At 51.7% G+C, this 15,554-nt stretch carries 11 protein-coding genes; 7 read left to right on the forward strand and 4 right to left on the reverse strand.

Annotated features, from left to right (window positions below; translation table 11 throughout):
• Window positions 1-4 precede the first annotated feature (4 nt).
• Both ACO08I_RS27060 and ACO08I_RS27065 read right to left on the reverse strand, forming a co-directional pair.
• Window positions 5-1,753, reverse strand: coding sequence for a hypothetical protein (locus tag ACO08I_RS27060; RefSeq protein WP_282776616.1), 1,749 nt, complete (start codon window positions 1,751-1,753; stop codon window positions 5-7).
• Between the two features lie 91 nt (window positions 1,754-1,844).
• Window positions 1,845-2,408, reverse strand: coding sequence for an RNA polymerase sigma factor (locus ACO08I_RS27065; protein WP_282776618.1), 564 nt, complete (start codon window positions 2,406-2,408; stop codon window positions 1,845-1,847).
• A gap of 302 nt (window positions 2,409-2,710) precedes the next feature.
• On the opposite strand from ACO08I_RS27065, the gene ACO08I_RS27070 reads away from it, so the two are divergent.
• From ACO08I_RS27070 to ACO08I_RS27085, 4 genes are all read left to right on the forward strand, one after another.
• Complete coding sequence (locus ACO08I_RS27070) at window positions 2,711-3,838, forward strand: serine hydrolase domain-containing protein (RefSeq protein ID WP_421947679.1); 1,128 nt, start codon at window positions 2,711-2,713, stop codon at window positions 3,836-3,838.
• A gap of 1,367 nt (window positions 3,839-5,205) precedes the next feature.
• Window positions 5,206-6,288 carry a BamA/TamA family outer membrane protein gene (locus ACO08I_RS27075; RefSeq protein WP_282777837.1) on the forward strand — a complete coding sequence of 361 codons (1,083 nt, stop codon included), beginning with the start codon at window positions 5,206-5,208 and terminating at the stop codon, window positions 6,286-6,288.
• Window positions 6,289-6,297: 9 nt separating this feature from the next.
• Entirely contained in the window at window positions 6,298-6,990 is a 693-nt protein-coding gene (locus ACO08I_RS27080; protein ID WP_421947680.1) for a TIGR04283 family arsenosugar biosynthesis glycosyltransferase, read from the forward strand.
• A 33-nt stretch (window positions 6,991-7,023) separates the two neighbouring features.
• Window positions 7,024-8,322, forward strand: coding sequence for a 1-acyl-sn-glycerol-3-phosphate acyltransferase (locus ACO08I_RS27085; protein ID WP_282777834.1), 1,299 nt, complete (start codon window positions 7,024-7,026; stop codon window positions 8,320-8,322).
• A 108-nt stretch (window positions 8,323-8,430) separates the two neighbouring features.
• On the opposite strand, the gene ACO08I_RS27090 is transcribed toward ACO08I_RS27085, so the two are convergent.
• Both ACO08I_RS27090 and ACO08I_RS27095 read right to left on the reverse strand, forming a co-directional pair.
• Window positions 8,431-11,307, reverse strand: coding sequence for a TonB-dependent receptor domain-containing protein (locus ACO08I_RS27090; protein ID WP_421947681.1), 2,877 nt, complete (start codon window positions 11,305-11,307; stop codon window positions 8,431-8,433).
• A gap of 128 nt (window positions 11,308-11,435) precedes the next feature.
• Window positions 11,436-12,689, reverse strand: a complete 1,254-nt coding sequence (locus tag ACO08I_RS27095) for a hypothetical protein (RefSeq protein ID WP_421947682.1) — start codon at window positions 12,687-12,689, stop codon at window positions 11,436-11,438.
• 254 nt (window positions 12,690-12,943) lie between these two features.
• Here ACO08I_RS27095 and ACO08I_RS27100 point away from each other — a divergent pair, with 254 nt between their 5' ends.
• The 3 genes from ACO08I_RS27100 (at window position 12,944) to ACO08I_RS27110 (ending at window position 15,545) form a co-directional block, all read left to right on the forward strand.
• Entirely contained in the window at window positions 12,944-13,897 is a 954-nt protein-coding gene (locus tag ACO08I_RS27100; RefSeq protein WP_282777827.1) for a hypothetical protein, read from the forward strand.
• A 114-nt stretch (window positions 13,898-14,011) separates the two neighbouring features.
• A complete protein-coding gene (gene pyrR / locus ACO08I_RS27105) occupies window positions 14,012-14,572 on the forward strand; it encodes a bifunctional pyr operon transcriptional regulator/uracil phosphoribosyltransferase PyrR (RefSeq protein WP_044223773.1) in 561 nt (186 codons plus the stop codon).
• Window positions 14,573-14,612: 40 nt separating this feature from the next.
• Entirely contained in the window at window positions 14,613-15,545 is a 933-nt protein-coding gene (locus ACO08I_RS27110) for an aspartate carbamoyltransferase catalytic subunit (protein ID WP_421947683.1), read from the forward strand.
• Window positions 15,546-15,554 lie beyond the last annotated feature (9 nt).

Genomic DNA, 15,554 nt, shown 5'->3' on the forward strand with positions numbered 1-15,554 from the left:
TGCACTAAAACTGTAACATTTCCCGTGCTTCGTGTGCATCAGCAGGCTGCCCAAGTACTTCCATCTCAAGGGTTGCAGGCTTTCCTGGCTTCTGATTGATGCGGCGGAGCTGAGCGGACCGGAGTACCGCTATTTCATTATCGGGCGTAACCACCCAAATCAGGTTATCGGCGTTCTGGTTGAGGCCTTCCACCACCTCACTGCCCGAGTAGAACTGGTAAATCGTGTTTTTGCTTTTATCTACCAGGTACATTTTTTCCTTTTGGTAAGTATTGCCGTATTGGTCCTTGTACTTTGCTTTAAGGGGCTGAATGGTGACTGGCACAGGGCGGGCGCAGTTCCAAACGCCGAGCTTGTCTGCCTTGAAACGATTCATCACCTTGCTGCGTACCAAATGTTGCAGGTCCCGGGCACTTTCCTCCCCGACAATCGTTTCATCATAGCTGGCAATGGCGGCTTGCTTTTCCTGCTCAGCCGTTTCAATGATAGCTTCCCTTTCTTCGCTTAGCCGGGCTTCGCGTTCTGTCATTGTTTTTTGGTAGGTGGTTAGCTCCTGACTGTACCGGTTAAGGGCATTTTGGTAATCCTCACCCATGAGGACCGGGCTGACGATCAGGGTAACCTGGTTTTTCGGATGAATCAGTGTCAGCTCGTAGTCCCGGTTGTTGATGGGGCGAATGCTAACGGACTCCCATTCCACGGCAAAGGCTCTGGAATCATAGGCCGGGCTGTCTTCCGAAATTTGCCAGATGACATTTTGATACATTTGTTGTAATTGCGCCAGCTCACTTTGTACCTGCCCGTTCCGGGAATCTTCCACCTGTACGGAGCCATCCAGGAAGTTGAGCTCCAAGGTAGGCCGGTCGCCGCTTGCCTGTACAGGGCGCAGGGGCTTCACCAGAGAGGGAATACTGCCTTCGAGTGCAGACAACCGCTTCTCCTTACGGGCTTCGATGGCCTGTAATTCGCTAAGCAGGGTATTTTTTTCCTTTTGATAAGGATCGTTCGTCATCGTCTGCCCGTTAGCCATCAATTGCAGCTGATCGACATCCTGATAGCGCCATTGATTGATCAGGGTGTCCAGGAAATATACGTTGTAGCGGGGCGGGGCGTTGAGCTGATCTGCCCGGATCAGGATTTCAGAAGCGAGTTCGATATCAATTTTCTTACCTACCGCCAGCTGAACCCGTTGCCCATCCTGCTCGGCGTAAAGTTCAATCATGCCGGAAGATTCCAGCTGATAAGCATTGCCGGCAGAATCGTAGCGCATGGGAATGCCCGAAGTGAAAAAGTCCACATAGTCATGCATCTCGCGGTAAAACACGTCCACCTCTCCCCCAATGAGCTGTCCGTAATCATTAGCGAAGGCTGCGGCCGGGACAACCAATTTTGACCCGCTGGGGTACTCATAAACGCCACCTTTGGCGGTATTCACACGGAAATTGGCGAAAGCCGGTGCGGCAAGAGATTCTATGGGCTGATCGATGAACGGCTGCTCCGCCAGGAAAGCTGTATTGCTTATTGGAGGTGCTGTTTCACCAGAGAAAAAGACTGCCCGGACCCCGATCGCGAGCAAAGCTACAGCGGCAGCGGCACTCAGGCTCCGAATGACGAGCTTTCGGACTTTTGCCGTTTGCTGTGCCCGTTGTGCAGCATGGTACTGCCCCAATAGCGCATCGAAGTCGCGGTGCTTATCGATGTCTGATTTGGAAGGCAGATCCGGGTTGAATTTGAAATTGTAATTTTTACTCATAGTTGCTGGTTTTGCAGCCCGGTCAGGGGCGTCCAACAGGCATAATGTCCAGGCACTGCATTTCTGCTCGGTTTTGTAGTCAGGGGATACATCATTCGCCCAGATTTTTCTTTATACGGTTCAGAATCCGGAAAGTCTTCACTTTGGCGTAGTTTTCCGTAATTCCCAATATTTCGCCAACTTCCTTATATGGGCGCTCCTCGAAGAAACGCAATTCAATAATTTGGAGATCCTCCTCCTTCAGCGAGTCCAGTGCCTGAACGAGCAGTGGGGTGAGGTCTTCCGGTATTTCCCTGCCGATTTCTTCGGACAGGTGCGACAGGGGGGCATCCTCGATAGTGACTACCCTTGTTTTGTTTGCTTTGCGAAAATGCTGAGCGATTTCATTGCTGGCAATCCGGTACAGCCATGCCGAGAAAGGTACACCCTGGTATTCGTAGCGGTGGATTTTCTGCATGGCTTTGAGGAACACCTGTGAGCAAAGGTCTGCCGTCAGCATCTCATCCGTAGTCCGGCGAAAAATGTAGATATAAATGGGCTCGTGGTAGCGCTCATAGAGGGGCCTGAACATAGCGGGATCCTTTTGAGCAGCCTGCACTTCAAGCCACTCTTCCTGCATGTCTGCTTCTGAGACCGTCCGCTTGGGCGCACTCATAGGAATGGTTTTTGCAAAAGAACGGCTTAATTGCAAATTCGATAGCATCTATCATACATTTTTTCCGAAAGCCTGGCGCTTACAGTCAGGCTAATGGTCCAATTGGGTTTTAAAGAGCCCCGGGGCATCCAATAAATTAGGAACATCGGAAAAACCTGTCCCTAAATTTTGGTTCGTTGCTTTCATAATGCAGGAGTGGGGATTGGTTACAGGGGGGGTGGGGATTTTATGGCTTTGATGGAGCGTAATAGGCACCACAGCTATTATTTTTTTCGTTCTGCTATTCAATCAAACCCTGTTTAATGAAAAAATTAGGCATAATTTCCGCTCTTTCACTCCTTCTTCTCGCGGTAGGCTGCCGTGAAGAAGCCATAGAAATCAACAGCATCGAGGATTTCGAAGCCTTCCTGGAAGCGGAAATGGACGAGCAGAACATCCCGGCAGCCGCGGTGCTGATTTTTAGGGGAGAAGAGGTCCTATATGAGAAGTATGCTGGTTTTTCGAACCTCGAACAAGAGGTTGCTTTACAACCGGACCATCTGTTCCTGACGGCTTCCATTTCCAAGGTCGTTACTGCAATCGCTCTCCTGAAGCTATATGATGAAGGCGCTTTTGAACTCGACGCCCCGGTCAACGACTACCTCCCTTTCGAAGTCAATGTGCCGGGTTATACTCAATCCATCACATTCCGGATGCTGCTTACGCATACCTCCGGCATAGCCGATAACGACTCTGTTATGGACGAGCAGTATTATTATGGTGAGGACCCGCCAGTATCTTTGTCTTTCTTTATCGAAAATTACCTGTCGCAGGGTGGGCAGTTTTACGATGCCGATGAAAACTTTTATGACTTCGAACCGGGCACCGATTATGAATACAGCAATATTGGTAGCGCCCTGATCGGTGTATTGGTGGAAGAAATCTCGGGGCTCGATTTCAACGACTATTGCAAGGCAGCAATTTTCAGCCCTTTGGAGCTGTCGCACACTTCCTGGCGGCTGGACGAAATCTTAGGGCGGATTGTCACTCCCTACGATGATATCGGTGGGCAGAACGAACCTATCGCTCATTACACCAATGCCGATTACCCCAACGGCGGGCTCCGGACTACCGCAAGAGATCTTCACAAGATCGCTGCTGCACTTGCCAGCGATGGTCAGCTCGCGGGCGTCAGCCTGCTGAAGCCCGCCACTGCCCAAGCTATGATGACCCCTCAGATCGCCGACATAGACGATGAGGTCGGGCTGCACCTCTTTGAATTGTACAAACCTGATGCCCTTTGGGGGCACGACGGAGGCGAACAGGGTGTGGCCACCATCATGGGCTTTAACCGTTCTGCAAAAACCGGCGTCATTATTCTGACCAATCAGGGCGAAGCATACCTGGAGGATTTGTTTGTTGGGGCTTATCAGTTGGGGGTGAAGCTTTGAGTTTTATTTTATAGACCACGGTATAACCTGCCTTTCCAACCATGGCACCACGGAATACCCGCCCGTATGGGCACGGAATACACGGAATGGCCTGCCTGTATGGGGGCGGTATAACCTGCCTTTCCAACCACGGAACCACGGAACCACGGAATACACGGAATACACGGAATACCCGCCCGTATGGGCACGGAATACACGGAAGGCGGCATTATTGTGGCGCATTGGGGGCAAGAAACATCGTCTGTGTATTCTGTGTGTTCAGTGGTCCTCTATCCGCAACACACTCAGGCTGGGGGGCACCACGGCACCACGGAATACCCGGAATGGCCTGCCCGTATGGGTGCGGGATAACCTGCCTTTCCAACCATGGAACCACGGAACCACGGAACCACGGAATACACGGAATACACGGAATACCCGCCCGTATGGGCACGGAATACCCGGAAGGCGGCATTATTGTGGTGCATTGGGAGGCAAGAAACATCGTCTGTGTATTCTGTGTGTTCAGTGGTCCTCTATCCGCAACATATTCAGGCTGGGGGGCACCACGGCACCACGGAATACCCGGAATGGCCTGCCCGTATGGGTGCGGGATAACCTGCCTTTCCAACCATGGAACCACGGAACCACGGAACCACGGAACCACGGAATACACGGAATACACGGAATACCCGCCCGTATGGGCACGGAATACCCGGAAGGCGGCATTATTGTGGCGCATTGGGAGGCAAGAAACATCGTCTGTGTATTCTGTGTGTTCAGTGGTCCTCTTATCCGCAACACACTCAGGCTGGGGGGCACCACGGCACCACGGAATACCCGGAATGGCCTACCCGTATGGGCACGGAATACACGGAAGGCGGCATTATTGTGGCGCATTGGGGGGCAAGAAACATCGTCTGTGTATTCTGTGTGTTCAGTGGTCCTCTTATCCGCAACACACTCAGGCTGGGGGGCACCACGGCACCACGGAATACCCGGAATGGCCTACCCGTATGAGGGCGGGATAACCTGCCTTTCCAACCACGGAATACACGGAATACCCGCCCGTATGGGCACGGAATACACAGAAGGCGGCTTTATTGTGGCGCTTTGGGGGCAAGAAACATCGTCTGTGTATTCTGTGTGTTCAGTGGTCCTCTATCCGCAACAAACTCAGGCAGGGGGGGGGCCACGGAATACCCGCCCGTATGGGCACGGAAAGTAGTTGTGAATGGCTTATCGTAAATTTCACAGGGTCACACGCTGCCTGTTCAGGCTGTTGTTGGGGGATTAAGTGCTGATTTTGATGAAGTAACAAAGACATTCTGACAAGGGCTCTTAGCCAGGCACATCCACACCCCCACCAAACTTCGTATCTTGTCCGTATGAAGACAGCCGTACTCACAATGCTTTGCCTGGGGGCATGCCTGCTGCCTGCGCAAGCTCAGGAGGACACTACGCAGCAATCCGATTCCCGTTTGGTGGCCCTGCCCATTGTCTTCCTCACCCCGGAGACGAGCTGGGGCTTTGGGGCAGCCGGGATTTATACCTTTAGGCTACCGGGAGAGGCGCCGGACAGCCGGCCTTCGCAGCTGCAACTGGGCGGAGCGTATACGCTGGAAAATCAGATCTTATCGTACCTGCCGTTTCAAATCTTCGCCAAAGACGAAACCTATAATATCTACGGGGAACTGGGCTATTACCGGTATACCTATTTCTATTATGGTATTGGGAATGGTTTTGAAGACTACGAGGGCGAGCTATTTGACCTAAGCTTCCCAAGAGTACGTCTCAATGTGGCGCGTAAATTTTGGGGCGACTGGTACGTTGGCTTTCGCTATTGGCTGGATGATATGCAGGTAGGCGGGCTGCAACCCGGAGGCTTGCTGGACGGAGCGTCAACCGTAGGCCAATCGGGTGGATTGCTTTCCGCTGCGGGTGGTTTTGTGCTACTGGACCAGCGGAATAACGTTTTTTACCCCACGGCCGGGCATTATTTTGAACTTGGTGCCATCAACAGCGGTTCCCGCACCGGGAGCCGGTTTGATTTTACCAAATTTGCTTTGGATGCCCGAAAGTACTGGTCCACAGGTGAGGATGCCGTCTTTGCGCTTAATGCCTATCTGGAGTTCAATACCGGAGCGCCTCCTTTTACCCATTTAGCCCTCATGGGTGGCACCCGGCGTATGAGGGGCTACTACGAAGGGCGTTACCGCGACCGGCAAATGGCAATATTGCAGGGCGGTTACCGCTTTCCGCTATTCTGGCGGCTTAAGGGTGCCGTTTTTGGAGGACTGGGTAACGTGTCTGGTGAAGTGTCTGGTTTTCAGCTGCAAAATACCCGATGGACAGCCGGGCTGGGGCTGCGGTTTTTGCTGCTGGAAGCGGAGCAGGTACACGTGCGCCTCGACTATGGCTTTGCAGCAGGCAGCAGCGGCTTTTACCTCACGGTGGGGGAAGCCTTTTAAAAAGAGACTATGACGGTAAGCATCATTATTCCCGCACTCAATGAAGCGGAGGAAATCGGAAAGGTAGTCACTCATCTGTGTGAAAATGCCGACCAACGCCTGGCAGACTTGCTGGTCGTTGATGCCGGCAGCACAGACGGTACCGCAGCTATTGCCGATGCAGCCGGTGCAACTGTACTAGCCGCTCCTGAGAAAGGGCGGTCCCGGCAAATGAACTACGGGGCGGGGCAGAGTAGGGGAGAGGTGCTTTATTTTGTGCATGCGGACACCCTGCCCCCGGCTACTTACCTGGATGATATTGCGGCGGCCAGATCAGAAGGCTACCCTATTGGGTCTTACCAATCGGTTTACGATACGGATCACCGGCTTTTAAAAATCAATGCCTACTTCACGCGCTTTGATTTTATGTGGTGCCGTGGCGGCGATCAGTCGATCTATGTGGACCGCTCTGTTTTTGAAGCCTTTGGCGGTTACCGGGAGGATTATCAAATCATGGAGGAGTACGATTTCATGCAACGGGTACGCGAAAAGTATCCGTTCAAAATTATGCCCAAGGCTACGCTGATCTCTGCGCGCAAGTACGAAGAAAACAACTACATGCGGGTGCAGCTCGCCAATTTAATCGTATTCAATATGTACCGGATGGGCTTTTCTCAGGAGCGATTGGCCAATACCTACTGCAGGCTTTTGAAATATCGTTAACTTTACCCCCTCATTCACCAACGGAGAGCCTACATGTTGTACTCGTTCGTGCGGCCGATTGCCCGTTTGGGGCTAAAAGCCTTTTATCGAAAAATCTATGTCTCTAACGCGGAGCGCATACCCAGGGATAAGCCGGTTTTCCTGGCTTCTAATCATCCGACAGCCTTCATCGAGCCTTGTTTGATGGCCTGTTTTCTGGACCGTCCGCTCTTTTTTCTGGTACGCGGCAACCTGTTTCAGAAGAAAATCTTTGATCAGCTCCTGCGCAGCCTGAATATGCTTCCCATTTACCGCCGTAAAGATGGGGGTTACAGCAAGTTGAAGAACAACTATGAGACGTTCCAGTCCGTATTCAGTGCGTTGCATGACAATCGTACCGTCATGATCCTCATCGAGGGCAGTACCATTCAGGTCAAGCGGCTGCGACCGCTCAAAAAGGGGACCGCCCGCATGGCTTTCGGGGCTATTGAGGCCTATGATCTGGAGGAAGTGTATATCGTGCCCGGTGGCGTGAACTTCACTTACGCTGATCGCCCCCGCTCTGAAGTAATGATTGAAATCGGTGAGCCGGTAAAGGCAAAGGACTATCTTGAGGATTATGTCCACAACGCTAATAAAGCGATTATGGACCTCACCAATGCTATCCGCCCGGCTTTGGAGGACTGCCTGGTCCACGTGGAAAGCCCTGAAAATGACGAGCTGGTGGAAGGCCTGCTGCAAATGCACCGGAGCACTTTTCCAGAACCACGCTTTCCTGTTTTTTCTATAGATCCGGGCCGTTTTGAAATGGAAAAAGGTGTGTCTAAGAAAGTAAATGAATCTGACCCGGATGCCTTGCCAGAACTGCGGGAAGCAGTAGCGGACTATATGGAGCACCTGGGGCAATTCGGTTTGGAAGACCGAACGCTGATGCAGCGCAAACAGCCTCCCCCCGCCTGGCCGCTGTGGCTGGGTTTCCCTGTTTTCTTGCTGGGGTATGCATTCAATAAACCCCTGACCCTGCCGGGCAGGTATATTTCTGAGACACGGGTGAAAACCCATGAATTTATCATGCCGGTACGCTGGGCTGTGAGCCTTGGGGTGTACCTTGTTGTAACTATGGCCGTGGCTATTGTAACCCTGGCTACGCAGTGGCGATGGTTGCCCCTGGCCTATATGGGCTTGTTGCTGACCGGGTATTTTTCTTTGTACTACCTCGAATACCGGGACGAGTACCGTCAGCACCAACGCCTGAAAATCGTTCCGGAAAAGCAGCTGGAAGCCCTGCTGCAACGGCGGGCACAGGTGATGGAGCTGTACAACAACCTCAAGCCCAAATACGAAAGTGCCTGACCTTTTAAGCCTGTAGTATAAAGAGAAGCGGCATGCTCCCGGTGTGGGAACATGCCGCTCGGCATTTAACTAAAAAAGTATGGGAGACTGTTAGGTAAATCGTTACACTTAAAACTTGTGGCTGATGCCCACGCTTACGGAAACGCCTGGGTTCACCCGGTTGAAGACCTGTGGTGTCGCCTCAAAAGACTGGTAGAAGCTTTCCACTTCGTCATTCAGAATATTGTTGATACCAAAGTCGAGGGTCGTATTCTGCTCTGCGCCCAACTTTTTGTTGAAGCTGAAGTTTAGGCTGTGAAAGGGCTGGAAGTAGACGTCCGGGTACAAACCGGTGCCTACAATCTGCAGCGTTTCCCCTTTTACGTTATAAAACAGGCCAGCGTCGATTCCGTTATCGCGGTTGCCGTAGGTCAGGCCTGCGTTGATGACGTAAGGTGCCTGCCCGGCCATTTGGCGGGTATTCTCGATGGTTTGCCCTTCGCGCTCAAATAACTGACGGTTATTAAACTCTGCATCGGTCATGTCAATTTGAGATTCTACCACTGTGACATTACCGCTAAAGGAGAAGTCCGCCAGCGCAGGAGTAATGAAGTTCAGGCTCTTGCGCACTTCAAATTCCAATCCGAAGAGTTGCCCGTCACCCACGTTCCGGGGCTGAAACTCCGCACTGGTCGCCGCCTGAGGAAGCCGTACCAATTCGATGGGCTGGTCGAAGCGCTTGTAAAAACCACTAACTGAGAAAATTTGTCCGCCTTCCATGAAAAGCTCCCATCGAAGGTCGATATTGTCTATGCGAGTCGCCACCAGGTTACCGTCCCAGCCCCCGAGGCTAAACAAGCTACCGTTAAAGATCCGGTTGGTTACAGGGTCGAGAATCTGGGCAAAAGACAGCTCTTTGAAAGAAGGCCGGGCAATAGTCCGGGAATAAGCCGCGCGCAGGTTCTGCTCTTCCTGCAGGCTGTAAATTAAATTGACGGAAGGGAAAAAGTCCAGATCATCCAGTACCTTTTCATTTTCCAGGTTGTTCCCTCCCATGTCTCCACTGGAAAAACGTTGATCCCGGCCGGTATGGCGCTGAACGTAGTTTTCTGCACGTATTCCAACAATAGTTTTAAGGCCTGGGAACAGGTCGGCTTCGTTGGAAACGTATACTCCTGTATTGCTTACCGTCGAATTATACTGGTTCGGGTTAGGTATATTATTACCCGATTGATAGTAGATGTTTCCGGTTGGGAACAGATTCTCATCAACAAGTACATCATTTGGGGCCGGATCAAAAGAAGTGCTGCCGCCGAAGAACTGAACATCATAGAAGAGGATTTCGTAATCCCGCTCTTTGAAGGTATAGGCACCTCCAAACTTCAGCCGGGCATTTTCACCTCGGAAGGTGTACTGCTTGGTGACATCTACTTTGCCTACCAGATTGACTTCATCCAGGTAGCGCCAGATCCGTGAAGGGTTGCCTCCTGCACCGGCTACGAAGTTGGTGTCAACCGGAGATACGGTGAAGGCCGTCTTACGGATATCCGGATCATCCGATGTGGAAATAGTCGCAGCAGTACGCCAGTCCACTTCCCATCCTTTATCGCCCAGCACGTGTGTACCGTTCAGCAGGAAGTTGGTCAGGGAACGCTGATTGTATTCCAGGTTGTCAGACAACGCGATGAAACCGGACTGGCCAATTGCATCTCCGTTGTTGTCGATTACGAACTGGCCCGCACGCTTTTCCCCATTTTGAAGGCGCATAGCGGTCAGGCGGTACTTGGAGCGTTGAGTTTTATACGCCAGGCCTGCAAGTCCGCCGATGAGAATACTTTGTTCTCCGAGTTGTCCGAACTGGTCGTTGGCATATATCATCTCGTAATCTGCCGGGTCGGTTACCCGCTGGTATTCTCCATAAAATACATCATCATAGTAAGTGTAGTCATTGCGATAGGAGAGAGACAAGATGTAGCCGAGTTTGCCTTCTTTTTCGTTGTTCAGTGTTAGCTGATTGGCAAGAGACACACTGGCGCTGTAGTCGAGGAAGCTGGTTTCACGCCTTGCGCCCAGCTCAGGGTTGAAGCTGCGGATAAACTGGCCGACTTCTTCAGAGGAGTTACCGCTGATAGGAGTGGGGATATTGGCGCTGCCTGCCCCGTTAGGCAAAGCCCGGGAGCCATCGTCAAAGCCGAGGAAGTCGGTACCGCCACCATCGTAAGTGAGGAAGTCATTGGTGAGGTTCATCTGGGGGTTATAACCCAGGCTGACAGATGCAGAAATGAGTTTTTCCTCGGGGAAATCCTTGGTTTCTATGTTCAGCAGCCCCCCGGTAAAGTCGGCCGGCATATCAGCCGTGAAGTTTTTGCTCACGACCAGGTTGTCGATCAGGCTGGTAGGGAAGATGTCCATCTGAATGGTGTTCCGGTCAGGGTCCAGCCCCGGTATATCCACACCATTAAGGGTCGTCTTGGAGTAGCGGTCCCCCAGTCCACGAACGTAGACGTACTTGCCACCTTCAATGGAAACACCGGTTACACGCTTGGCCGCTTCCACTGCTGTTGCATCCCCCGTCAGCTGCATACGGGCAGAAGAGATACCGTCCAGCATGGCAGGCGCTTTTTTCTTGATGGTCATCAGAGCCGCCTCCGTTGTGCGGATGGCTTTGCCGGTGACGACGACCTCCTGTAGCTGCTTGGTGTCATCTCCCAGGCGGATTTCACCGAGGGCGTTGACTTCACCGGCCACTACTTCAACATCAGAAACGGTCAGGGTCTGAAAACCGATGTAGGAAATCTGTATGGAATAAGTCCCAGGTGCAATAGAGATGGAAAACTGTCCATCAAGGTCGGTAACGGTACCACGGTCGGAATCCTTAACCAATACGTTTGCTCCGATTACCGTAAAGCCACTTTCGTCTTCAATTACGGTGCCCCGGATGGTGCCATTTTGAGCGGTTGCAAATAGTGCAGTGAGTATGAATAGGATAGTTAAAAGCTGCCTCATGTGCTTAAATTATTTAGGGCAATTTTAATGTGAAAAGATTCACGGCCCGGAAGCCATGAATCTTTTCAGTATCATTTATCGAAAATGATGTAGAGAATTAAGATCAAAATAATAGTCTGCCATTCGGCTTAGAGACCGTCCAGTCCGCCTCTGATAGAAGCCCAGGTCCAACCGAGGCCAGACTTGTCAGCAACCGGAGCACCACCAGCAGAGATACCTGCAGGTACAGTGCCTTCTTCCATTAGTCCTTCAAGGTCTGCTGGGTCAACATCAAAAGTTACGTCAGAAAAAGTCGCTTCTACAGCTTCATCATCAGTAACTGTTTGTCCTGAAGCGAATGGACCAACAAAGTGAATGTTGCTCATGTCAACTGGAGTCGGGCTATCTCCTGCATCTACATCAATAAGGAAACCAGTTGCACCGGCAACGAGCTCTAGCTCATCATCATCGTTGAGTTCGAAGATGCCAGCAACAACAGTACCGTTTTTGATGGTATGGCGGGCAATGTAAGAACCTTCAGGACCGTCTAGCTCGAAGCAGCTACCAACAGGCGTAACTACGAAGAAGTTGTCAAGAGTACCAGCCCAAGACTGATCGGTATCGATTGCGTCGTCACCTGCGTTCCAAACTACAACGTCAGTTACGTCAACTGTACCACCGAACCATTCGATGCCGTCATCCTGATTAGCGACTACCTCAACGTTGTTGATTGTGGTAGCAGAACCTACACCACCGAGGGTAAGGCCGTTGATTTCGTTACCAGCACCGATGTTTGCACCACCGTGGCGGATAGAGATGTGGGAGATAACGCCAGAGTTGTCGCCATCGTCATTGCCACCGTAAAGACCATTGGTGTCGGTTGAAGGGATGCCTTCAATCTGCACTTCATTCAGGTCTTCATCTGTATCTTCATTTGAAGCAGAGATGGTCGCATTGCCAAGCACAATCACACCACCCCAAAGACCGTTGATGTCCGGGTCGAGGTTCGGGCTTGCGAAGTCACCGCCAGCTACCTGCTCAGGCGTGATCTCGTCAGCGATTGAAGTGAAAATGATGGGTGCATCAGCCGTGCCTTCAGCAATCAGTGTGCCGCCGCGGGCTACGAGCAGCGCCGTTGCGTTAGCGCCTGTACCTGCCTCAGCTTTGATGACGGTACCAGGCTGAATCGTCAGGGTTGCACCGGACTCAACCGTGATGCGGCCGCCCAAAACATAAACTTTGTCAGATTCCCAGGTTACATCAGAAGTGATGTTCTCCCGCAGGATGATGGTTGATTCGTCAACTGGCTCAGGAGTTGGTGTTACGGGGTCATCATCTTCTCCACAAGCTGTGAAGAAAAGGGCAGAGACCACAAAAAGCATTGCTAACAGTCGAAAGTTCATAAACAAAAGTTTTTTTGTGTAAGTGTAATCTGCCGCAAATGTCGGGGCCAGTTGATAACCGAAGATTAAAAGGGTGTTAATTAATGATTAACTTGTTTTTGGGTGCGTAGCCAGCAGGATAGGCTGTTTTTAGTCAGGACATTTCAGCAATGCCTAATCAGGGGCGGATAAAATTTAAACTTAACCTTGGCTTAACACCACCTGCAGGAGTAGTCGCTAATTTTGTCGCTCACTATTTTAGAAGCAAACAACACATGGATCCATCCCTGATTTTTATGTGGGCGGGTTTTATCCTCGCAGGGTATTCGGTAGTCGGCAATGATAGTATCCAAACCCTGGGTACCTTTCTTTCTTCCAATGAGGAGCGCTCCTGGTTCGTCCTCTGGCTTTTTGCCGGGAGCATTCTGTCCGCCACCTTAATATACGGCTGGATGAATTATGGTGGCGACGTTTCCTACGGCCGACTGGAAAAGTACCCCTTGCCGCAACCTTTTGCCTGGTACTACCTGCTGCCGCCTTTGGTGCTGATGTCGCTGACCCGAACGGGTATTCCGGTGAGTACCTCTTTCCTTATCCTCACTTTCTTCAATGAGAAGAACCTGGTGGATATGACGGTGAAGTCGCTCCTGGGTTATGTTGTTGCCTTCTCGGTAGCCATCATTATCTACCTGCTGATTACCAAAACGATAGAGCGCCGCTTTATCGAAACCCGGCCTACGGATGCCGACCGCCGCATCTGGGTGCCCCTGCAGTGGCTCTCGACCGGCTTTCTCTGGTCGCAGTGGCTGATTCAGGATTTTGCCAATATATATGTATACCTGCCCCGGTCTACAAGTGCTACCACTCTGGCGGTCTCCCTTACCATACTGCTGGCGTTGCTGGCTTACATTTTCTACAGTAAAGGGGGCGCGATCCAGAAAATCGTAAAAGCGAAGACCAATACGGTAGACATCCGTTCGGCTACCATCATTGATGCGACCTATGGCGTGGTCCTGTATTTCTTCAAGGAGCTAAGCAACATCCCTATGAGCACCACCTGGGTGTTTATCGGTTTGCTGGCCGGCCGGGAAATTGCCATCCGCTATCAGCTGGATAAGAAGGTCTCCCGGGAAGTCTTCCGGATGATCCTTTCTGATCTTGGCAAAGTATTCTTCGGTCTTGTGGTCAGCATTTTGTTGGTGTTCCTCATTAAATTCCTGGCTGCATAAGGGCTTCTTGAAAAATGAAATACACAACCTTTAAAAAGGTTTTGCCCCACTGCTAAGGTATTCCGTAAATGAGATTGTTGCAATCCGGCCGGGAACCGCTATATTTGCTTTTGCATGGAAAAAGGACGCGTCATAGCAGGTCAAAAGCGCTTTGCGCTGACCATTGAGCGGCTCTGTCAGCAACTGATTGAGCAGCATGGTGCCTTTGAGGATACCTGCCTCATTGGGATTCAGCCCCGTGGCGTATTTCTGGGGGACCGCTTGCACCAAAGGCTGGAAGATCTGCTCGGTGGACCTGCAGTGGAGTATGGCAAGCTGGATATCACGTTCTACCGGGATGATTTCCGTACCCGGGCTAAGCCGCTTTCTGCCAGCCCCACTGAGCTGGATTTCCTCGTGGAAGGCAAGAAAGTTATTTTGGTGGATGATGTGCTCTATACCGGGCGGACCGTACAGGCCGCACTGACGGCGCTCAACCACTACGGCCGGCCAAAGAAGGTGGAATTGCTGGCTCTTGTCGACCGCCGCTTCAACCGGCATTTGCCTATTCAGGGAGACTATATTGGCATGACGGTAGATGCTGTGGACAAGGCGTTCGTCCGTGTGGAATGGAAAGAGCAGAGCAACGAAGATCGCGTTTTGATTTTTGCTGATAAGAGCGAGGCAGAAGAATAGGTCAACAGACAAATTGCCAAACGGCACTTAATTATATCGAATGGCTACGGTACAGCAACTGAGCACCAAGCATGTGTTGGGGATCAAATACCTCACAGCAGAGGATATCCGGCTGATTTTCGAAACTGCTGAAAGTTTCAAGGAAGTCATTAACCGGCCGATTAAGAAGGTACCTTCCCTGCGAGATGTTACCGTTGCGAATCTTTTCTTTGAGAACTCCACCCGCACCCGCATTTCTTTCGAACTGGCTGAAAAGCGCCTTTCTGCGGATGTGGTCAACTTCTCCGCCTCTTCCTCTTCTGTGAAGAAAGGGGAGACCCTGCTGGATACGGTGAATAACATCCTGGCCATGAAGGTCGATATGGTCGTGATGCGCCACCCGGCTCCCGGAGCACACCACTTCCTCGCTCAGCACATTGATGCCAATATCATCAACGCCGGAGACGGCACCCACGAGCACCCCACACAGGCGCTGCTCGATGCCTTTTCGATGCAGGAACAGGTGGGCGACCTGGCCGGCAAGCGGGTGGTGATTTTCGGAGATATACTCCACTCCCGCGTTGCGCTGAGCAATATCTACTGCCTGACCAAGCTGGGCGCAAAAGTAAGGGTGTGCGGCCCGCCAACGCTTATCCCCAAGCATATTCAAAGCCTCGGGGTCGAGGTATCGCATGACGTTTGGGATTCCCTGAAGTGGTGCGATATCGCCAATGTGCTCCGTATTCAGCTGGAGCGGCAGGACATCAAATACTTCCCTTCCCTGCGCGAGTACAGTCAATACTTTGGGATCAATAAAACGCTTTTGGACAGCCTCGACAAGCCAATCGTCATCATGCATCCCGGGCCTATCAACCGGGGAGTGGAGATTTCCAGCGATGTGGCTGACTCCGACCACTCCATCATCCTCAAACAGGTAGAAAATGGCGTGGCCGTCCGGATGGCAGTGCTCTATCTGCTGGCGGCTGGGCGGTAGCCTGTTTCT

It is taken from the genome of Phaeodactylibacter xiamenensis, assembly GCF_965229835.1.
GTDB classification, from domain to species: Bacteria; Bacteroidota; Bacteroidia; order Chitinophagales; family Saprospiraceae; genus Phaeodactylibacter; species Phaeodactylibacter xiamenensis.